This window comes from Breoghania sp., from assembly GCF_963674635.1.
Classification (GTDB): Bacteria; Pseudomonadota; Alphaproteobacteria; order Rhizobiales; family Stappiaceae; genus Breoghania.
The window spans coordinates 4,328,130-4,349,394 of the sequence record NZ_OY771475.1 but is presented as its reverse complement, the minus strand read 5'-3'; the positions used below and the strand labels follow the sequence as shown (position 1 = coordinate 4,349,394).

Annotated in this window: 18 protein-coding genes and 1 tRNA gene; 6 read left to right on the top strand and 13 right to left on the bottom strand. The window is 60.4% G+C overall.

The features are described from left to right. Positions 1-20 precede the first annotated feature (20 nt). The 8 genes from ABGM93_RS18810 to ABGM93_RS18775 form a co-directional block, all read right to left on the bottom strand. Complete coding sequence (locus ABGM93_RS18810; protein ID WP_321502082.1) at positions 21-1,379, bottom strand: sigma-54 dependent transcriptional regulator; 1,359 nt, start codon at positions 1,377-1,379, stop codon at positions 21-23. Positions 1,380-1,407: 28 nt separating this feature from the next. Then, the gene (gene fliN / locus ABGM93_RS18805; RefSeq protein ID WP_321506002.1) at positions 1,408-1,728 is read right to left on the bottom strand and encodes a flagellar motor switch protein FliN; all 321 of its coding nucleotides are present in this window, start codon (positions 1,726-1,728) and stop codon (positions 1,408-1,410) included. A 42-nt stretch (positions 1,729-1,770) separates the two neighbouring features. Next, on the bottom strand, positions 1,771-2,445 hold the full coding sequence (locus ABGM93_RS18800; RefSeq protein WP_321502080.1) for a FliH/SctL family protein: 675 nt from the start codon (positions 2,443-2,445) through the stop codon (positions 1,771-1,773). A 10-nt stretch (positions 2,446-2,455) separates the two neighbouring features. Next, positions 2,456-3,496: a flagellar motor switch protein FliG gene (gene fliG, locus ABGM93_RS18795; RefSeq protein WP_319775393.1), complete on the bottom strand. Its 1,041-nt coding sequence runs from the start codon at positions 3,494-3,496 to the stop codon at positions 2,456-2,458. After that, positions 3,497-5,122 (bottom strand): flagellar basal-body MS-ring/collar protein FliF, encoded by a 1,626-nt coding sequence (gene fliF / locus ABGM93_RS18790; RefSeq protein ID WP_321502078.1) that lies wholly within the window; start codon positions 5,120-5,122, stop codon positions 3,497-3,499. It abuts the gene before it with no gap. Between the two features lie 446 nt (positions 5,123-5,568). Then, the gene (locus ABGM93_RS18785; RefSeq protein WP_319775391.1) at positions 5,569-5,844 is read right to left on the bottom strand and encodes a DUF1153 domain-containing protein; all 276 of its coding nucleotides are present in this window, start codon (positions 5,842-5,844) and stop codon (positions 5,569-5,571) included. Positions 5,845-6,304: 460 nt separating this feature from the next. After that, entirely contained in the window at positions 6,305-6,967 is a 663-nt protein-coding gene (locus ABGM93_RS18780; RefSeq protein ID WP_321502076.1) for a flagellar hook capping FlgD N-terminal domain-containing protein, read from the bottom strand. A 49-nt stretch (positions 6,968-7,016) separates the two neighbouring features. Continuing rightward, positions 7,017-9,113: a flagellar hook-length control protein FliK gene (locus tag ABGM93_RS18775; protein ID WP_321502062.1), complete on the bottom strand. Its 2,097-nt coding sequence runs from the start codon at positions 9,111-9,113 to the stop codon at positions 7,017-7,019. Positions 9,114-9,512: 399 nt separating this feature from the next. Here ABGM93_RS18775 and mnmA point away from each other — a divergent pair, with 399 nt between their 5' ends. The 6 genes from mnmA to ABGM93_RS18745 all read left to right on the top strand — a co-directional run bounded on the left by mnmA (position 9,513) and on the right by ABGM93_RS18745 (position 14,180). Beyond that, the gene (mnmA, locus tag ABGM93_RS18770) at positions 9,513-10,703 is read left to right on the top strand and encodes a tRNA 2-thiouridine(34) synthase MnmA (protein ID WP_321506001.1); all 1,191 of its coding nucleotides are present in this window, start codon (positions 9,513-9,515) and stop codon (positions 10,701-10,703) included. Then, complete coding sequence (locus ABGM93_RS18765) at positions 10,700-11,404, top strand: class I SAM-dependent methyltransferase (protein ID WP_321502058.1); 705 nt, start codon at positions 10,700-10,702, stop codon at positions 11,402-11,404. Before mnmA ends, ABGM93_RS18765 begins: the two co-directional genes overlap by 4 nt. 371 nt (positions 11,405-11,775) lie before the next feature. After that, positions 11,776-11,852: transfer RNA gene (locus ABGM93_RS18760), tRNA-Met, on the top strand. Positions 11,853-12,122: 270 nt separating this feature from the next. Beyond that, positions 12,123-13,274 carry a hypothetical protein gene (locus ABGM93_RS18755; protein WP_321502055.1) on the top strand — a complete coding sequence of 384 codons (1,152 nt, stop codon included), beginning with the start codon at positions 12,123-12,125 and terminating at the stop codon, positions 13,272-13,274. Between the two features lie 29 nt (positions 13,275-13,303). Beyond that, positions 13,304-13,915: a hypothetical protein gene (locus ABGM93_RS18750; RefSeq protein WP_321502054.1), complete on the top strand. Its 612-nt coding sequence runs from the start codon at positions 13,304-13,306 to the stop codon at positions 13,913-13,915. Next, entirely contained in the window at positions 13,905-14,180 is a 276-nt protein-coding gene (locus ABGM93_RS18745; protein ID WP_321502053.1) for a hypothetical protein, read from the top strand. The genes ABGM93_RS18750 and ABGM93_RS18745 overlap by 11 nt, the downstream gene beginning before the upstream one ends. Before the next feature lie 675 nt (positions 14,181-14,855). On the opposite strand, the gene ABGM93_RS18740 is transcribed toward ABGM93_RS18745, so the two are convergent. The 5 genes from ABGM93_RS18740 to ABGM93_RS18720 form a co-directional block, all read right to left on the bottom strand. Continuing rightward, positions 14,856-16,271, bottom strand: a complete 1,416-nt coding sequence (locus tag ABGM93_RS18740; protein WP_321502052.1) for an exonuclease domain-containing protein — start codon at positions 16,269-16,271, stop codon at positions 14,856-14,858. Continuing rightward, a complete protein-coding gene (locus ABGM93_RS18735; RefSeq protein ID WP_321502051.1) occupies positions 16,268-16,789 on the bottom strand; it encodes a hypothetical protein in 522 nt (173 codons plus the stop codon). Before ABGM93_RS18735 ends, ABGM93_RS18740 begins: the two co-directional genes overlap by 4 nt. Before the next feature lie 67 nt (positions 16,790-16,856). Continuing rightward, positions 16,857-18,686, bottom strand: a complete 1,830-nt coding sequence (locus tag ABGM93_RS18730) for a DUF294 nucleotidyltransferase-like domain-containing protein (RefSeq protein WP_321502050.1) — start codon at positions 18,684-18,686, stop codon at positions 16,857-16,859. 75 nt (positions 18,687-18,761) lie between these two features. Continuing rightward, on the bottom strand, positions 18,762-20,546 hold the full coding sequence (locus tag ABGM93_RS18725; RefSeq protein WP_321502049.1) for a sodium:solute symporter family protein: 1,785 nt from the start codon (positions 20,544-20,546) through the stop codon (positions 18,762-18,764). Between the two features lie 13 nt (positions 20,547-20,559). Continuing rightward, positions 20,560-20,820, bottom strand: coding sequence for a DUF4212 domain-containing protein (locus tag ABGM93_RS18720; RefSeq protein ID WP_321502047.1), 261 nt, complete (start codon positions 20,818-20,820; stop codon positions 20,560-20,562). Positions 20,821-21,265: the final 445 nt, after the last annotated feature.

The window sequence follows — 21,265 nt, the reverse complement described above, 5'->3', positions numbered from 1 at the left end:
ATCAGACATGCGGTCACGCCCTAGTAGGCGGCAAGACGGCTTTCGCCGGGTGACGGGATCTCCGTGCCTTCTCCGGCATAGAGATTGAGCTTGTTGCGAAGTGTGCGGATGGAGATGCCGAGGATCTTGGCCGCATGGGTGCGATTGCCGAGGCAATGATCCAGCGTCTCCAGGATAAGTTGCTTTTCAACGTCGGCCACTGTCCGGCCGACCATCGAGCGGCTCACCGCCTCGGCGGTCATGGCCGCCTGCTCCGCCGTCCCCCCGCCGCGCACGGGGCTTCCGTCCGGCATCAGGATGGCGTCGGCGGAGATTTCCTCGTCCTGCGCCAGCAGAACCGCGCGGTGCATGGTGTTTTCCAGCTCGCGCACATTTCCCGGCCAGGGATTGGCGGCAAGCGACCGGCGCGCCTCCGCACTCAAGGGCCGGGCGGGCACACCATTGATCTCGGCATATTTGCGAACGAAATGCTGTGCGAGTTCCAGAACGTCGGCCGGACGCTGACGAAGCGCCGGGATCTTCAGGTTTACCACATTGAGGCGATAGAGAAGATCCTCCCGGAAACGGCCTGCGCGCACCTCTTCCGCCAAATCCCGGTTGGATGTGGCGATGATGCGGATATCGACGGGAACGGGGCGTGTCCCGCCCACGCGGTCGATCACCCGCTCCTGCAAGGCGCGCAGCAGCTTCGCCTGCAGACGAATGTCCATCTCGGAGATTTCGTCCAGCAAAAGGGTCCCGCCGTCGGCTTCCTCGAACTTGCCAACCCGGCGCGCCACCGCCCCGGTGAACGCGCCCTTTTCGTGTCCGAACAGTTCCGATTCCAGCAGATTGTCGGGAATGGCCGCGCAGTTGATGGAGACAAAGGCCTTCTTCGCGCGCTGAGACTTCTGGTGAACGTGGCGGGCGAGCACTTCCTTGCCGGTACCGGATTCACCGGTGATCAGAACCGAGGCCTCCGAGGGCGCGACCTGCTCGGCCAGCTTTACCACCGCCGCCATGGCTTCGTCGCGATAGATGAGATCCGACTGGTCAGCGGCCACCGCGTGAAGAACGGCGGCGATGAGCTCCGGATCCGGCGGCAGGGGGATGTATTCCTTCGCCCCGGCCCGGATCGCCTGGACGGCGGCGCGCGCATCCGACTGGGTGCCGCAGGCCACCACCGGCACATGGATGCGTTCATGTTGCAGATGCTCGATCAGGGCTTCGATATCGAGCCCCACATCGATCATGATCAGATCCGCGCCCTTGCCGGAGCGCAGGGTCTTGAGGCCGTTTTCGACCGTTTCGGCGAATGTGACGCTGGCGCCTGTTTCCATGGCGATCTTGGAAGCCACCGTAAGCTGTCCGCCGAGCGTGCCAATGATCAGAAGGCGCATGTCGTCTCTCTCGTCCTGTCGCCGGCCGTCAACGGTCGGTCTTGATGATTTCCGTCATGGTCACGCCGAGCTTGTCTTCCACGAGAACCACTTCCCCGCGGGCGACCAGCCGGTCATTGACATAGATATCGATGGCTTCGCCAACCTTGCGGTCGAGTTCCAGCACGGTTCCCGAGGAAAGGCTCAGCAGATCGGAGACCTGCATGCGGGAATGCCCCAGAACCGCGGCCACGCGGACAGGCACGTCGAAGACGGCCTCCAGATCCGCGGCGGAACGCGCATGGTGGTTGGCGTCATCGTCGTCGTCGCCGCGCCGCTGCTGTCCGGGTTCGAGTTCCTCGAACTGCATGCCGCCGGGATCGAATTCAGGTTCGTCGTTGTCGCTCATGCATCACGCTCCCGTACTGTCGGCTGCCGGCTGACGCGCGGCAAAATAGCGTCTGACAGAGGCTTCAATTTGTTTCTCCAGCGCCTTGCGGTCACGAATGAGGCCACCATCGGCCCATTCCAGACGGCAATCGCCGCGTTCGATATCAGGTTCGCCGAGGACCACGATGCGGCCCTCGAAACCGCGTTCATAGGCGATCTTGTCGACCTGGGCCTTCAGCGTCTCGCTGTCGCGTTCGCGGACGCGGATCACCACATGGGGCGCGCGGCGCAGCGAGCCCAGACATTCCGAGATCAGAGCCACCACCTCGCCCAGCGGCTCCCGCGCCACCAGATGCGCCGCAAAGCGGCGGGCGATCAGGAAGGCGAGCCCCACGCTGTCCGTCTCGATTGCCTCAAGCTCGCCATCGAGACGCAACAGAAGCTCGCTCGCATTGGTGGCAAGCTTAGAGGCTTCGTCGGCCAGCACATGCAAGCCGTCCTCAGCAATCCGCGCCTCCGCCTCCGCCTTTCCCCGTTCATAGGCTCTCTGTTCCGCCTGCTTGAGCAGCCTATCATGCTCGGACTTGAGAATGGTCGGCTCAGCAGGCTTCTCTTCCGTTTTCGCAACCTTTTCCTTTGCGGGCGCTTCGGGCGCTGCAAAATCGCGGTCAAAAAGGAAACGAGCCGGGTTGCTCATGCGTGACCTGCTAATAGACGAGTTCATCGTCGCCCTTGTTCTTGGTGATCATGATCTCGCCGCGCGCAGCCAGATCCTTGGCGACATTCACCATTTCAGATTGTACCTCATCAACATCGCGCAGGCGCACCGGTCCCAGCGCATCCATGTCGTCACGCAGCATCTTGGCGGCGCGCGCCGTCATGTTGCCAAAGAAGAATTCGCGTACCGCCTCGTTCGCGCCCTTGAGCGCGACCGCCAGCTTGTCCTTGTCCACGTTGCGCAGCAGCGTCTGCGCGCTGGCCGCATCGAGCTTGCCGAGGTCGTCGAAGGTGAACATCAGCGTCTTGATGCGCTCCGCAGATTCCCGGCTTTCCTCTTCCAGCGCCGCCAGGAACCGGGCTTCGGTCTGCCGGTCGAAATTGTTGAAGATGTCCGCCATCAGCTCATGCGAGTCACGCCGGCTGGTATGCGAGAGGTTCGACATGAACTCCACGCGCAGCGTCTGCTCCACCTTCTCCAGAACATCCTTCTGAACCGCCTCCATGCGTAGCATGCGGTTCACCACCTCAAGCGCGAATTCCTCCGGCAGGATGGACAGAACACGCGCGGCATGGTCGGAACGGATTTTCGACATCACCACCGCAACCGTCTGCGGGTACTCGTTCTTCAGATAGTTGGCGAGAACGTTCTCCTGAACGTTGGAGAGCTTCTCCCACATGTTGCGACCGGCCGGACCGCGGATTTCCTCCATGATAAGGGCCACCCGATCGTCCGGCAGGAAGGTGCCGAGCAGCCGTTCGGTCGCATCCACATTGCCCGTCAGCGCACCGGTGGAGGTCAGCTTGTGGACGAATTCGCCCATCAGCCCCTCAAGCATCTTCGGCGTGATCGGCCCGAGCTTGGACATCGCAGCTGAGACCTGCCGAACCTCGATCTCGTCAAGACGCTCCCAAATGTGGCGACCGTGTTCCTCGCCGAGCGCGAGCAACAGCACCGCAGCGCGCTCCGCCCCGTCGAGGGTACGCTCATTTTGGTCGTCGACGACCTGAAGTTCGGTACCGATTGCCATTTAAGCGGCCTCGTTCAGCCAGCCACGCACGATGGAGACGGCTTCATTCGGGTATTCGCTGACGATCTCACCAACTTTCTCGACCGACTTGATATGGTCCTTGCCAGCTTGCTGGGCGTCGAGAAGCCACTGAAGCCCCTTGTCCTCATCCTCTCCTTCGCCGCCTTCTCCCGTCATCGGGACAGGGAGACCATCGGCGCCGATCATCATCTGCTGCTCACCGCCGGCAAGCGCGTCCTGATCCTTTTTCTCCTCTTCGCCAACAACCTTGCGAACCAGCGGGCGAACCACGAAGAGCAGGGACAGAAGCGAGATGACGATGATCACACCCAGTTCGGCAAAGTAGAGAATGTCATCCTTGGTGAAATCGAAAAGCCCAGGCTCGCTGGAGGGCAACTCGGCAACCGGCCCCTGGGCAAAACGCAGATTGACCACCTCAACCTGATCGCCGCGGGTCTGGTCGTAACCGACCGCCGAGCGCACAAGCGTGGCGATCCGGTCCAGCTCCTCCTGGGCGCGCTCCGTGTAGACCAGGTCGCCTTGATCATTCGTCTGGTAGATGCCATCGACCAGAACGGCGACGGAAAGACGCTTGACCGCCCCGGCTTCGACCACGGTGGTCCGGGTCGAGCGCGAGATCTCGTAGTTGATGGTCTCGTCCGTGACCGCGGAGTTTTCGCGATCGCCGCCCCCATTCTGGTTGACCTCGGCATTCGGCAACTGGTTGCCGGCCGTCACACCGCCTTCCTGGGACGTGCTGGAAGAGCTCTCTTCGCGCGACTGGCTCGACCGCACAACCTGACCATCGGGATCATAGGTCTCGGAGGTTTCCGTGACGCGATTGAAATCGAGATCGGCGGCGACGCGAACCCGTGCGCGGCCAGGGCCCACGACGGAAGAAACGATCTCCTCCACCTGCTGGCGCAGCCGCGCCTCAACCTTGGTCGCGCGCTCCTGAAGGGACGAGGAGACCATCCCTTCAACATCCTCTTCCACGCCGCTCGCCAGCAGCGCGCCGCGTTCGTCGACGATCGAAACATGTTCGGGCGAAAGCCCTTCCACGGCAGTGGCGACAAGATGCTGAATGGCGCGGATCTGTCCGGTATCGAGCGTGCCGCGGACTTTCAGGACAATGGAGGCCGTGGTGGGTTCGCGGTCGCGTTGAAAAAGCTCGCGCTTGGGGATCACCAGATGGACCCGCGCGCTGGTTACGCGCGAAATCGACTGGATGGTACGCGCCAGTTCGCCTTCCAGCGCACGCAGTTGGTTGATGTTCTGGACGAAGCTCGTGCTGCCGAGCGTATCGGTGCGATCGAAAATCTCATAGCCGACGGAGCCGCCGGTCGGCAGCCCCTGCTCTGCAAGAGACATGCGGATGCGCAGCACCTGATCCTGCGGGATAAGGATCGCCGCCCCCTCGTTGCGCGTCTCGTACGGCACGCCCATGCTTTCCAGCTGGCGGATGATCGCGGAGGAGTCGTCAAAGGTCAGGTCGGTGTAGATCGGAGACATGGTCGGGGTGGTGACCCGGAGGATGATGACCGCGAACATGCCGATAAGCATGGCGGCGACAGCACCCATGGCGGCCAGCCGGCCGGCACCCAGTCCTCGGAGGAATTCGAACATGCCGTTCACGAAGTGCTACCCATCGACCTGTTTGCGCAAAATTGGACGGACCGCCTGAAAGGATGAGGGTTCTGGGTGTGCGATTTCCTTCCAGACGGCCCGCTAGGCAAAAATTGCCCTCGCCATGGTAAACAACTGGTTAACGAAACACTTAAGAACCCTTAACACCCTTGGATAACCGCGGTTTAGGGCGCACATAACTGGCAGAAAAGCGGCAAAAACAGCCCATCGCGTTAATCGGATGCGCAGGAGTGCGGATAGGCCTAATTCCCGATACAGGATCAGAGAAAGCCATTTCCGCAAATATGACAGGGCTAAAAAAGCTCTTTAAACGGAAAAAGCGGGCCGGTAGTACCGGCCCGCATTAACTTGAGTGGGCAAACCGGATGGATTGCCCAATCTTCTTGCGGCTCATTCGGGGCGGGGCATCCCAGGATGCCTGCCCGTCAAGGCCGGTATTGCTGAACGCGCGTGGCTCGCAGCCCCGCAAGCCCGTGCTTGTCGATCGAGCTCTGCCAGGACAGGAACTCCTCGACCGTCAGGGTATAGCGCTGACAGGCCTCATCCAGCGACAACAACCCTCCACGAACCGCAGCGACGACTTCGGCCTTGCGGCGAATAACCCATCGTTTGGTCGTGGTCGGAGGCAAGTCTGCCACCGTAAGCGGGCTGCCATCGGGCCCAATAACGTATTTGACCCTAGAACGCACTTGTTCGGTCATCGTACTCTCACACTAAACGTGACCAGCGAAGCAAGATCCTTTTCGTTCGCTTCCGAGCGAATTGAGATCCTAACCTCAACAAATATTTCCGGACGATCCCCGACGCCTTGAAAACACCAAGTTGAACGGAAAACGCCTCAGACACGCCCTGACGATATCGGACTGGATTTAAAATTTACCTAAGCCATTAGCAACAATTCGGTAAGAGTTTGCCCTACTGTTCTTCAGGGTCACCGAAGGCCAATAGCAGCAGCCGGAAATTCACTAAAATACGGCTGAAAACAGCCAGCAATTGCACACCTACCTTTCGACACAGGCGCTGTTCGCAAGAACCCGATACCCCATCCCCAAAGCACAAAACCCCGCCCGGTTAACGGGCAGGGTAAACAGGTTGCAGACAAATTTGCCGACTTCGCTTCTGCCGCGAAGGCCGATTCCCTCCAGCCGGGAAGGCCGATTCCTAAATCGCCGCGGTCACCGAGGTCACGGTAGACAGCGGGACAGACAGATCGCCCATTTTCAGGACCGGCTCCGCACCGCTAAAATCGATGCTGTCCACCACACCGGACGCCTCTGTCTTCACACTCACGTTCTTGCCAGCAGCATCCTTCGCCTCGAATGAGATCGAGTAGGTGCCGTCCGCGGCCGTGCCGCCCCTGTCCATGCGCCCGTCCCACACATAAGCACCGGTTCCCTTGGACAGATCGATCTTGTCCTTATAGACGATCACACCAGCCGAATTGCGGATCGTGACGACCGCGTCTTCGGCGGCAGCCGGGGACTTGAACTCCCACGTGGCATAGCCATCGGTCAGAACACTCTGCGTACCCTCAGCCGAAACCCGCTTGCCAATGTAGCTCACAAGGTTGGAGGCATTCGCCGCATCCGTCTTCGCAATCAGCGCGTCCAGACTGCTGTTCATCTTGATCTGCTGTTCGACCGAAGAGTACTGAACGAGCTGGTTGGTGAACTCGTCTGCCTTCAGCGGATCGAGCGGATCCTGCGCCTTGAGCTGTGACGTCAGCAGCGACAGGAACATTTGGTAATTGGCGGACAAGGCATTCGTGGTTGTCGACGCCGCGCCGTAACCTGCAGAGGACGAACCCGATACTGCTTCAACCATCGCACTAACTCCTCATGCGCGCGCGCCCGTCCTGCGGGCTCCGCACGAACTAGATCCTGATATCGACGCCGTTGACGCCATTTCGGCTATAGGCCGAAATGCGCTCGGGCATCAGCGTCGCCTCGGCGGCCTCGCCCCCGGCCGCCTCCTTGTTCAGGCCTGCGGCCTGCGTCCCGTTCCCGTTCTGATTGCCGTCCCTGCCGGCAAAACTCTGTCCCTGATCCTTCAGGGAGAACTGAAGGCCGCCATCGGCATTCGTCTTCAGCCCGGCATTTTCAAGCGCACGTTCCATGCCGCGCTGGTCGCGCATGAACATGTCGAGCGTATCGCGCCGCTCCACCACCAGATGCGCCTGGACCTTGCCGTCGTCATTGATCTTCAGATGGACATCGACCCGTCCCAGTTCTGGCGGATCAAGGCGGATCTCGAACCGGCTCACGCCGCGCTGGGCGTTGCGCGCAATCTCAGCCGCGACCATGGCCGTCGGCAGGGCGGAGCCGGTTCCCTGAGCGGTCTGGGCAAGTCGCGCCGCCTGCGTGTCCATCGCGCGGGAATTCGTCGCCGCGGGGTCGAGCGTGGCGCCAAGCATCATTGGGTCTAGAGACTTGGTTTCGTCCCCGTCGACATTGGCGTGCGTGGCGGCGCCCGCCATTGCGGCCATCGACACGAGCGCCTCCGACTGCTTATGCGGCCCGGCATTCGCATTCGCCCCTGCGTTCGGGCGCGCCGCCGCATTCTTGTCAGCGCCCTTGAGCGAAACTTCGCCCTCGTCGCTCACATCGGTGGCGGAGGAAAAATTGGCAATCCGCGGATCGCCTTCACCGGCCAGCCGATCGCTGGACGTGGCCACCTTGCCGGTGGCGAGTTTGGCGGCCGCCTGTTCATCGGTGCGCGGCATTGCGCCTTTCGGACGCATCAACACCGGCTCATCTGCCGGATCGCTGTCAGGCGCATCCCCAACGGCCGCTTCGCCATCGCCCTCACCAGCCTGCCCGCCGGCGATGCGTTGAACGGCCTTGGCGGCGGCGGCGCCGAGCGCGCTGTCATCAGCCTCAGCAGCATTTGCGCCGGCATTCGACGTCGTCGCACTGACATTTGCGCGCGTCGCCTTCAAGGAAATGAGCGCCTCGTCCAGAGCCTCATCGTCAACCGTGCCAGAACTTGCCGTCTCCATACCACCGACAAGACGCTTCTGCGCGCGGGCGGCCAGATCATCCCCGCCATCGGCCGCGGCAGCTTGCCGTCCATCGACAGCCGCCTGGTCACTAGCCGGGGTCGCTCCGGATGACTGGCGAACGGCATCCCCCTTGCGATCCGACAGGAGCGCACGCAGGGCCGCTTCCAGATCCGTTTCGCCATCCGTCGCGCCATTGGTTGCGGCGTTGGTCGCGGCTGCGACCTCATCCGCCGACAGCGCCGTCAGCGCGGCCTTCGCCTCGGCCTTGGCCGGACCGGCATTGCCCTGCGCGCCGTTCACAAGCGGTTTTTCGCCATCACCAACGGAACCTCCATCAGCGGCCTTCCCGCGGGCCGCGCGGTTCACAGAGGGAAAGAACGTCGGCAACTCCAGCTCGCCCTCGGCATCCGCCGCACCAGCCTTGCCGGCCGCGAGCGGATCGACACCCGCGCCGTCATCATCCGCCACAGTGACGATGCCAGCCTCACCCTCGACAGGGGCGGGAACGGTCACCTCGGGTGTCACGGCAAGCCCGGACGCAAGCGCCGCTGCCAGAACCTCATCCGAGGTCTCGCCTTCTGCCGGCTCCTCGCCGTCGTCAGCCACCTCGCCCGTCGCCGGATCGACAGCGACGTCAGCGGACTGAAGCACCGCCTGTACGAAAGCCGTTTCAGGCGTTGCCAGCCCCTCAGCCTCATCGCTCAGTTGCAGCGTGATCCCGAAGCCTGTAGCTGCGCTCTTTCCGGAATTGGCCGCCCCATCGGCTGCAATCGCCGCAGCCCCAGATTGGCCCGCATTGCCGGTGGCCGCGCCCTCATTCGACATCACGCCGGAAAGCTGGGCTGCGAATTGACCCGAGGCCGCCTGCGGATTGCCGCTTGCGGCTGCGCCAAACCCGGACACCCCCGCACTGGACGCAAAACCGCCCATGGCAGGATCGATCGACATCATGGTTTCAAATGTCAGCACGGCAACCTCACACTCCATCTCCGGTCGCAGCTGGCACGAACGGAATGACCTCCCCCCTTCAAGCAAGCCAGGGGCCAAACCGAAAATTGGCCGTTTTCTGCGGATTTGATGCGGGATGAAGCGGAAAATTCAAGCCGTGGAGGGGCAAACTTTTCCCAAGCAGGCAAAGCTTGCCGGGTACCTCAGGACCCAATTGGCGCGGCGGCTGACTTTGAGTATAGTGCGCCCAAACAAGCCGCCCCTATTGAGAAAACCCCGACTTTTCCTAAATAGACGGCATATGCGCACACTCGCGCCTGGAACGATCAGACGAGCGCCAGCACAGATCGCCAGCTGCGTCGCGCCGCCAAGAGGCGGCTTTCGTTAACCGGCCGAAAACCCATGGAGTGGCCACGGATGCTGAACAGCCTGGATCTTCCCGGCCGGCCAGAAGATACGCGCGTCGTCGTTGCAATGTCCGGCGGCGTCGACAGTTCGGTCGTTGCCGGCCTCCTCAAGCGACAGGGATATGACGTCGTCGGCGTAACGCTGCAGCTTTACGACCACGGCGAAGCGATCCACCGCAAGGGGGCGTGCTGCGCCGGTCAGGACATTCACGATGCCCGCCGCGTCGCCGAGACCATCGGAATCCCCCATTACGTGCTCGATTACGAGCAGCGCTTTCGCGAGGCCGTGATCGATCCCTTCGCCGCCAGCTATATCGCGGGCGAAACCCCGATCCCTTGCGTGGCCTGCAACCAGACGGTCAAGTTCCACGACCTGCTGGACACCGCCCGCGAACTGAATGCCGACGTTCTGGCGACCGGCCACTACGTGCGCACGCGCCTCTTCGATGGCCGCCGCGCCATGTTCCGTCCGGTCGACCTGGAGCGCGACCAGAGCTATTTCCTCTTCGCAACCACCCCGGAGCAGCTCGATTTTCTGCGCTTTCCGCTGGGCGGCATGACGAAGCCGGAAACCCGCGACCTTGCCCGCGAACTGGGGCTTGAGATCGCCGACAAGCATGACAGCCAGGACATCTGCTTCGTCCCGCAAGGCCGCTATACCGATCTCATCAACAAGCTGAAGCCGGGGGCTGCGGAAAAGGGCGAGATCGTTCACGTGGACGGGCGTGTGCTCGGGCATCACGATGGCATCATCAACTACACGATCGGCCAGCGCCGCGGCATCGGCGTTGCCGCGGGCGAGCCTCTCTATGTGGTCCACCTCGATGCCGAACGCAGCCGCGTGATTGTCGGTCCGCGCGAGGCGCTGATGACCCACCGCATTCACCTGCGCGACGTCAACTGGCTGGGCGACACGCCGCTTGAGACCCTGCCCGCGGAAGGCATCGAGATCTTCGCCAAGGTGCGCTCCACGCGCCCGCCGCGCGAGGCCCGCCTGCTGCGCGAAGGCGACGATATCGTGGTTGAGCTCGATGGCGGCGAACATGGCATCGCGCCGGGTCAGGCCTGCGTCTTTTATGACAGCGACGGCGATGCGGCGCGGGTGTTCGGCGGCGGCTGGATCGACCGGACAGAGCGCGCCCGCGAGGCGGAAGAAGCTCTTGCCGCCTTAACCGAGGAACCGGAGGTGACAGCGCACGGATGATGAGAAGCGAGACACTGCCCGACAGGCTCCGCAAATTGGGCCAGCGCCTGAAGCACACCATCGACGACCGCAATGGCGGGCTCGATGACGCCGCCATCCGCGCCGCCTATGCGCGCTGGGCCCCCATCTACGACATGGTGTTCCGTGCACCGCTTTACTGGGGCCGCCGCGCAGGCGTGAAGCGCGTCAACGAGTTTACCGGCTCGGTTCTGGAAGCCGGCGTTGGAACAGGCATGGCCCTGCCGCATTACGGCAAACACCTGAAGGTCACCGGCATCGACCTGTCGGAAGCCATGCTCGCCAAGGCGGAAAGCCGTGTGCGTGGCGGGGGGCTGGAAAATGTCGACGGCCTTCTGGCGATGGATGCGGGCAATCTCGCCTTTCCCGACGCCTCCTTCGACGTGGCCATCGCCATGTACGTGATCACCGTCGTGCCGGATCCGGTCAAGGTGATGAAGGAACTGGAGCGTGTCACCCGGCCGGGCGGCCACGTGATCCTGGTAAACCACTTTTCCGCCGAAGAGGGCCTGCGCGCCCGCGCCGAGACCTGGCTGGCGCGTTATGCGGACAAGGTGGGCTGGAACCCCGTCTTCGCGAAGGAACGCGTCCTTGGCCACACCAATCTGGTGCTGGAAGAAGACAGCAGCATCCCGCCCTTCGGTCTCTTCACGATGATGACCTTCAAGAAGCCCGAGCTTTGAGGCGGCACACATCCGGAGCCGGGCGGGACCGGCCCTGACGCCCCCTCCCCTTCCCGCCTCCATGCAGTGCCCCCCCAAAAAAGCTGCGGGAATGTCGCCTCTCGCCGGTTTCCGCCGCTCGTTTCCTTCCGCGCGGAAACGCAATTGCCGCAGGCTCTCTGCCTCGCAAGGGCGGTTTTCACGGGCCTGCTCATATAAGCATTGAGGCATGACCGCGCGGTCCCGGCGGGCATGTCGTGAACAACTTGCTTTCAATTCAACCCGACGCTTGACAGGCAAAGCGTGGCTCCCGTATATGCACCACACCGTCGGTTCACCCGGCGGCCACGACGCGCCCACCTCTTCTTTTCGAAGGCACAGCGGCGCTGGATGGCGGAGTAGCTCAGCTGGTTAGAGCAGCGGAATCATAATCCGCGTGTCGGGGGTTCAAGTCCCTCCTCCGCTACCAAATTTCTTCCTTACTCTGCATAATGAATTGCCCCATCGCGCGAATGCGATTTGCGATGCTCTCCGCGCCTCGTGCAGAGTCCAAACGAGCCATGCTCCGAACCTGTTCCGCTTCATACGCCCGTTGACGCGCGTGGAGATGTAGAACACCTTCCCGCCTGTGCCCGACACACGCAGGTGCAAGCCGGGCAGCAATTGGTCGAGCACCTCATACCGCTTGTTGACGGCAGGCGGCAGCGCATCGATGGTCTTGGGTGTCAGGCGTCGTTTCATGACGCAGAAATTAAGATCGAAAAATCCGCGTGTTAGGGTATGGTTTGGGGTGGTTTCGATTGGATTGGCTTTGAAAAAAATTATTGGAGGTGTCGTCTACGACACCGAGACGGCGGAAAATATCGCAACTGGTAGCCACAGGCATGAATTGTCGGATGCTTGGTGGCGGCTCTATCGCACATCTTCCGGAGTCTTTTTTGAGGTGGTTGCCGACCACGACGGGGTTGTCACTGAGTTTGTTCCGCTTACCGATATTCAGGCTCGTCGTTTTCTCGAAGTGAACGCGAACTCACTTGTGGAGAGATATTTTGGCCCCATGCCCGAGGCAAAACGTTCTTTGTTTTCTCGAAGAACTGTAATTTCCGCAATTGATGTTCTGGAAATTAAACTGACGAAAGCAGAAATAAGCTCGCTGTTTATAGATTTTGGGTCGGAAATATATCAACATCTCCCTGAATGCGGTAGTGCAAAAATTCGTATGGTGGAGCTTAAGAAGTTCATAGATCGAAATCCTCTTAGTCAGGTTGACGGGAATATAATTGAAAATGAGTTGGTCGAACGAGCTATTCGGCTTTTACCTGCACTGGAGCTGGAATATCCTTGGTTCTCCGTGCCACATTCGCGACCAGAATTTGACCGTTTGAGGCATGCATTGGGTCAAGATGGCTTCGTTATTTCCGACGGGGAGCTACGACGAGAATTGCCATCTGATGTTGGTTTGCCGGCAATCGAGGCGGACTTGGTGAGGCTCTTAGACAAGCACGGGCTGGTCGTCGCGAAGGGACACCTCGATCAGGCGCTAAAAAACCATGCCGCTGGCAATTGGGCGGCGGCCAACAGTCAGATCCGTTCCTTCATGGAAAGTTTGTTTGATGAACTCGCGGTCAAAAGCGACGGTGCTGCTGCGAGCAAGAAGCCCGGCCAAGAGCGCCGTAGCCACTTAGCCAATTTGTCCCCGCCATTACTTGATCGCGCCCTCAACGAATGGGGTGACAATGGAGTGGGGTTCATCAACGGCCTTATGGCGCGCTTGCATCCGCAGGGGTCTCATCCCGGCCTATCCGGTGAAGAAGACAGTACATTTAGGCTACATATAGTGCTTTTAACCGCGAATTTTTTTCTTCAGAGATTTGATCGCGAAGTACACTAAACAACTTCCAAATCACGAGAGAGGGGCAAATGAGCAAGTCCGATGGAGAAGGTGGTGCATTCCTTGCAATTCCCGGTTCCGTGACAGATTTTGCCAAAGGCTTGCGCGAGTTGGTTGCTTGCCTTCGTGAGTTGGCAGCATTGGTACAAGATGGCCACAAAGTCGTTTCTGGCGAGCTACGTTCTCACCGATCTAGGAGCGCGGCCAGAAATTTAGATGCACTCGCATTTTCACCTAAGGGTGCGCGTCAGTTTCTTGATCGAATAGCAGAAGGCAACGGAACTTCCGCGGACATTGAAGGTATCGACGCTGGGCTTAGTGTTACAGCAGATAGCGTTGAACGGAGTATGAGGGAACTTAGTGTATATCGTCAGGCGCTTCGTGAGACATGCGGTATGGTGGCTGCTGAAAAGCTCGATGAAATTATCTACGGCAAGTTTGGCAAGGAGGGCTTGCGGCGCTCGCTAGCGCTTATAGTAAGCCTTGGGCGAGGGCAAAAAATATTGCCACAAGAAGTTGTAATGAGAGCTGTTGAGGCCAAAGAAACAATCGTCAAGCTGAACGCCCAGATCGCGGAATTGCACGACTTGGTGCTGAATGTAGCGCAAGACAAGGGAGGCCGCCGTGCCGATGAAGCGTGAAGATGAAGAGACTAGCATATTCAATAGCCCTAAGCTTGATGACCTATGGCGCAAAAGTGATACTGCAGCGAAGCGCCTACAGAGGATTTCTGATGAGATGGCCAAGCGTGCCGAAAATTGGACTAGGTACGGAGTAGGAAATCGGGCAGCAGACAAAGAGCTATGGATTTTGCATGAGGACGCAATTGATAGAGTTATTCAACTAGGGGATGATCTAGAAAAGGCGGCAGTTGACGCGGGGATTTTGCGCCGCCCGGAGAAATGATTTCGGCTTGCATAATCACGCCATGTGGTCGTCGGCAATTGGGTTGCAATGGGGGGCATTTGCCGGTGGGCTTGAATGCGCCGCTTTGAAAGTCCTTGCAAAAGTTTGGCGACCCTTTTCTGAACACGTTCAATCGATCTGTGAAGCAACGCGGGTCGGACTGCGTCTAAATTATTGATATTTAAGGCTTTATCATAATCCGTGTGCCGGGGGTTCGCATCCTTCCTTCGCTACCAACTTCTTTCCCCAAAGAGACAGACCTGCATTCGAACGTGGTGCGCTACGTGCGACGACTATCGCGCACCATTAGCCTCCAACTGCCATGCAGTTTCCCAGTGGTGCAGCCAGCCCGTCATCGTGATGAAAGCCGGAAATTTCCATCATCCGGCGGTCCAAGCCTGGGGGGCAACGTCAGCTGCCTACGCAAGTGACCAGGCGAGCCTGAACTGCAACATTGGCGCCTGGGAAAAGGGCGGGACGATACAACCCGCGACCACGCAGGACATACCCGGGCCCCTGGGGCACATCGGGGTCGACTGGAACGAAGTCCATGATTTCGGAACGGGATCGGATTTCAGAAAGGGAAAGCCGAGGCCCGATCATGGGTTTGGATATCCGCCTCGCAAAAGCCGGGTTCCGTTGCCGCTTTTCGCAAGATGACTGTCTTCGGAATTCTCAGTTCAGATCTTTAAGCAGCCTGCCGTGTCGCCTGGTCTGCTCTATGACCTGCGAAAACGTGCGATATCCCCGTGACGACAGGATTGGCAGCATCCTGCAAAGCGCCTCGGCGGTGACCTGCGCATCGCCCAGAGCCGTGTGCCTTCTTTCTTCAGGCACCGTTATGCCGAGCCGCTCACAAAGAGCATCCAGCGTGTGCTTTTCGCCATCTCCGAACACAACGGCGGACAGGAGTACCGTGTCGAGGATCGGATGATCCCAATCCAGGCCGAGCGACTTGCCGTGCCGGTTCAAAAACGCCATGTCGAAGGGGGCATTATGGGCGACGATCACCGCGTCGCCTGCAAATTCGTGAAATCTGCACACGGCCGCAGCCGCATCCGGCGCATCTGCAACCATATCGTCGGTGATGCCGTGGACCCTGGTCGAGGCCGGCGGAATGCTGCGGCCCGGATTGATGTACATGTCGAGATATTCGCCTTCAATGACCTTCCCCTTGACCACACGAACGGCACCGATCTGGACCAGTTCGTCCTTATGCGGCGTCAATCCCGTGGTCTCCGTATCAAAGACGACGAAGGTCAGGTCCTCGATCGGCCTTGTCTCGATCTCGTGCTCTCCCTCGTGTTCGCTGAGGTCGAAATCGTAGATCAGCGGGCGTGCGGATTCCGGCGAAATGCGCGCTTGAGCCGCCTCGATCAGGATCATGTATCCGGACGCCTTGCTGAGGCGCTTCAAGCGGAGTTCGAAAGTCAGATCTCCCCGGGCACAACGAACCTTGACGATCGCCTCGGTGCGCTTTTCTGAAAGTTCCTGACAGGCAGCCCTGAGTTCCGCCTCATTGAAATACTCAAAGATGGACGCGTTCAGTCTTGGAACGCGCACCTGCCCCAGAACATCCGCAGCCTGCCCATCGTAGAGCACGATCCGATGAGCCGGGCTCACCAGCACGATGGCCACCGGAATCTCGGTCAGAAGAAGGGCCAGGTGCTCCCTTTCCGCCATCAGGTTGGCGATCTTCATCGCCAGAACGTCCTCGGCTTCGGCCGACACCTTGGACAGCTGCCCGGCTACGGCTTCAATTGCCGGAGACAGGTCGCCAAGATAACGCGCCTGATGCGTGTCCAGGCTGACATCGGCATCGGTGTGCGCACGCACCCGCAGCGCGGCTGCCATGCGCTCGATGGGCTTGGCGACGTTTTCGTCAAACAACAGCCAGACCCCTGCGGTGACCGCAAGAATACCGAAGCCCGACAGGACGCCGGCGAAGAGAAACCCCGCGCCCCTATCGGCTTCGCCGGCCCTGAAATAGCCCAGATAGAGCGATGCCGCGACTAGTCCCACACAGGCGGCGGCTACGCCTGCAAACAACAGAAAGATACGCAAACGCAAATTGAGCCCAAGCAGCATCATTTCGTACCGCAGATCGTGCCGGCAAGCGGATCGTCCGCCGCCACTTCAACCCAGTCTGCCCCCCGGATCTCGCCATTCGCCTCGAAGGTCGCCCCGTCATCGAGTATGGCGCGTCTGAGCCCCGCGCAGTCCGCCAGCACGCTCACATGGCTGACAGGTGACCAACGCCCGAAGAAAAAGACATCGGCGAGCTTCAGGCCCTGTTGCCCTGAATGATGTCGCACTGAGGCTGTATCGACAGCTGCGAACCGTTCAATGATCGGCCAAAGGTAGGTCCAGGGCCGGTATACCGCCCGCCCCTCAACGGTCTGTGCAACGACAAGGGTATCGGGCAAACCGCCGCTCGTTCGGGAATACCAGTCATATTCGTTGAAGATTGCGGTTGCGATCATCCCCAACCCGGCGGCAGCGAGTGCGAGCCAGCGGGGCAAACGCCCGCCGACCGCCCTGTTCACCAGCATCACCACTCCGGCCGCGGCGACCCCGGCAACAAGCGCCGCAATCAGCTCCATCAGCATTCAGCGTCTCCCGTGCCGGGGGCCGCAGTGATGTCCTCCCTGCCCTGCACTTCATGCTCCTTCTGGTTCACCCCAACACGCTCCGTCCGTGCCCGATTGCCGACTGCATTGTCTTGACGAGGACGAAAGCATCCCTGAGATGACTTCGCTCGAAGTCCGAGAGAGACGACGGCTGCAGAAAGTTGTCGGGCCGCAGCCCCTGCTTGATTTGCGCGGACTGGTGCAGCAGTCGGGTTTCGGCGATCAGATCGTAGGCATCAAGCAGATCACTCGCCCCCGATTGGCTCAGCTGCCCGGTTTCACGCGCTTCGATCAACCTCGCCCGGGTATTGACCGCACCGATCCTGCCCTGCAAGGCATGAATGCGAGCCAGATCGACAATCGGCACGACGCCCTGAAGCTTCATGTCCAGAGTGTTCTTGTGTTCTCCAGAGCGGATCGTCGCCAAACCGCGCAACAGGTTCAGAGGCGGAGCGTGCTTGAGCGAATTGCCGATCAGATGTGCCACGAAGATGGAATTTGCGCTTGCCGCCCTGAGCGTCGCTTCCTGCAGATCCTCAAACAGGGGCCGATGCCCCCCGATCGGGCGCAGGTCGAACATGACCGAACTCAGCATCTGCGCCTCGGGATCCGGTTTGTCGATCCAGCCCTGGAAATAGCCTTTCCAGACGCGGACCGGCTGACACCAGCGCGGATTGGTCGCCATCATGTCGCCCGGGCAAAAGACGTAGCCGCAGGAGTTCAGTCCTTCGGAAACGAACTTTGCAAGTTCTGCGAAATACCCCTCCCGGTCCGCGTCGCTCACCGTGTCGTCCAGAAACAGGCAATTGTCCTGATCGCTCACGCCGGTCTGCTCCTGCCGCCCCTGAGACCCACAGGCCAGCCAAAGGTAGGGCACCGGTGGCGGACCGAGTTCCTTCTCCGCGAGTGCCAGAAGGCGGCGCGTCGATGCGTCGGCAATGTCGGTGATCAGACGCGTGACCACGTCGTGCCGGGAGCCGCCGGCCACAAGCTGCACCAGCAATCCGGGTATTCCGGCGGTCACCTTCGCCATCTCGTCTGCCGAGCCCGCCTGAGCAATTTCGCTCACCAGACTTGCGGAACTGACGGCCTGGAAGCGGGTCAGATCGGACTGAGTGATCATGCCGACCGGCCGCCCTTTCTCAACGATCGGCAGATGTCCGATGCGGTGTTCCATCATCAGATGCAGCACATCCGACCCGAGAGCATTGGGCGCAAGCGTCACGGGATGAGAACTCATCACCGCTGCGACGGGGGTGTCAGGCGAAAGTCCTTCAGCCAGCACCTTTCCCGCAAGGTCCCGCGTCGTGACAATCCCAACAAGAACATCGGAAGGGTCCGTGACGCACAAAGAGGAGACGCGCCTGTCGCGCATGGTGCTGGCGACCTGCCGCACTGTCGCCTCGGGAGAGCAAGTAATTGGATCGGTTGCCATCAGCGTTTCCGCGAGGCTCGTCGCAATGTCGTTGGGACGCGCTTGCGACCGGTTCGATCGATCGAAAAAGCGGGCAAAGATCCGAAAATCCGCGATTAGGCTGTTCACGACTTCTCGCGGCAGCACCAGCAGGACGGTGCCCTTGTCCGCCCGTGCAGTTGTGACCGCCAGCCCGTTTTGAAAGAGCCCGCGTTCACCGAAGGAATTGCGTGGTCCGAGATGACTGACGGTGACGCCGTGGCCGTCCGCAACCTCGACCGACCCTTCAAAAATCAGAAACAGGCCCGGAAGTTCGTCGCCGTATTCATAGACAACGGTATCCTCATGGAAATCCAGCACGCCCAGTTTGCCGGCGAGTTCGGCCTGCTGCTCGGGCGGCAGTGTGTCATACGGATGGACGGTCGAAAGCAACCGGAGGATTTGCTCGAAACTCGGGAGCATGCTTCAGGCCCTGCTAAAACGAAGTGATCCTGCCCGGTCAAACCGGGCAGGACAGTTCATCCAGATGTTTCAGCCTCAGTGTTCCTGAGCAACACCTGCGCCGCGCGGGATACGGACGCTCGCGACGAGCTCCTTGATCGCTTGCGGCGTATCCTTGGTCATTCCGGCGACAACGTAGGCCACCGTAAAGTTGACCACGGCTCCGATTGCTCCGAACGACGTCGACTTGATCGTGCCGAGCAGCGGGTCTGCATCCGTGAAGCTGTTTGTGCCCGGAATGAAGAACCAGCCCTTGTGCAGGAAAATGTAGACAAGGGTAACGGTCAGGCCTGCCAGCATGCCCGCGACAGCGCCCGTGTTGTTGATGCGGGTCGAGAAGATTCCCATCATCAGCGCCGGGAAGATAGACGCCGCCGCCAGCCCGAAGGCGAGCGCCACTGTCTGTGCCGCAAAGCCTGGAGGATTGAGCCCCAGATAGGTGGCAACCGCGATGGCGACCGCCATGGCGATCCGGGCGGACAGGAGTTCGCCCTTTTCCGTGATACCCGGATTGATCGCGCCCTTGATAAGATCGTGGGACACGGCCGAAGAGATCGCCAGCAGCAGGCCTGCGGCGGTCGACAGCGCGGCGGCCAGCCCGCCCGCGGCGATCAGACCGATCACCCAACCGGGCAGGTTGGCGATTTCCGGGTTGGCCAGGACGAGGATGTCACGGTTGAAGTTGGTGAGCTCGTTGCCCTTCCAGCCGTTCTCCGCCGCCTTGGCCTGCATGGCCTCGGACTTGTCGTTGTAGTACTGGATCCGGCCGTCACCGTTCTTGTCTTCCCAGCCGAGGAGACCGGTCTGCTGCCAGGTTTCCATCCAGTCGTAGCGGGCGTCGTTCTCGATCATCTCGACGGAGACCGCTTCTCCGTTCGTGCCATTCGGCCACATCATGTCGGTGATGTTCAGACGCGCCATTGCACCGACCGCCGGGGCCGTGATGTAGAGCAGGGCGATGAAGACCAGCGCCCAGCCGGCGGACCAGCGAGCGTCGGACACCTTCGGCACCGTGAAGAAGCGCATGATCACATGCGGCAGGCCGGCGGTGCCGATCATCAGCGACAGGGTGAACAGCACCATGTCGAGAGTATCACCATGGTGAGCGGTATAGGAGGCAAAGCCGAGTTCGGTCACCACCTGATCGAGCTTGGCCAGCAGCGGTTCGCCGCTAGCCACGTCCGTTCCGAACAGACCGAGACCCGGGATCGGGTTACCGGTGAGCTGCAGCGAGATGAAAACCGCAGGGATCGTGTAGGCGGTGATCAGCACCACATACTGTGCGACCTGGGTGTAGGTCACGCCCTTCATGCCGCCGAACACCGCATAGGCGAACACCACACAGGCGCCAATCAGCAGGCCGGTGGTATTGTCGACTTCCAGGAAGCGACCGAAGGCGACGCCGACGCCGGTCATCTGGCCGATCACGTAGGTGGTCGAGGCAACGACCAGGCAAATGACGGCCACGATGCGGGCTGTCTGGCTGTAGAAGCGGTCGCCGATGAATTCGGAAACCGTGTATTTGCCAAACTTGCGCAGGTAGGGCGCGAGCAGCAGTGCCAGCAGCACAAAGCCGCCTGTCCAGCCCATGAGGTAGGTGGAGTTGTCATAACCGGTGAAGGCGATCAGGCCGGCCATGGAGATGAAGGAGGCCGCAGACATCCAGTCCGCGGCGGTCGCCATGCCGTTGAGGACTGGATTAACGCCCCGTCCGGCAGCATAGAATTCGGAAGTCGAGCCCGCGCGGGCCCAGATAGCAATACCGATGTAGAGCGCAAAAGAACCGCCCACGAACAGCAAATTGATTGTAAACTGATCCATCTGTCCCCAGCCCTTATTCTTCGTCCACGCCGTGTTCGCGGTCGAGCCTGTTCATGCGCCAGGCATAGAAGAAAATGATCGCCAGGAAGACCACGATCGATCCCTGCTGAGCGAACCAGAAGCCTAGATCGGTCCCGCCGACTGAAATACCGCTCAGGAGCGGGCGCAGCAGGATGCCGAATCCGAACGAGACCAACGCCCAGATGACGAGGCTGACCACGATGATGCGCATATTGGCCGACCAATAGGCGTTGTTTGATGAGTTTTCAGACATGTTGTCTCCTCCACTTGACACCGCCGGTCCAACAAACTGAACACGCCGGAGATCCGGTTCGTCCGAAAACGGCAGCTCCAAACAAACCCGTATCGGCATGACCTCTCGCCGGAGGAAAAGCTCAGGCCGAATGGAGACACACAGACGCGACCTGTCAGCCGGATGCCATTCTGGCACTCGTCCACGTCCTAGAGCGCGTTTTTCTCAACAGAGAAGAACCCCAACGGATTTCGTTCAGGTCGTGCAATTTTTCATCGAAACCGGCAGACGGACACTAGCATCAGCGACAATATGCGCAACGCTACTTAGGAAGTACACCCATGGTGCATACCTCCCCCTAAGGCATGCCCGTGAAACCAATGTGTCTTGGGAGCGAGGAGCAGCCATGCAGCGAGCATCGCCTCCGGTCCGCCCCCAGCTGCACCCGCACAGTTCATGTCGTTAC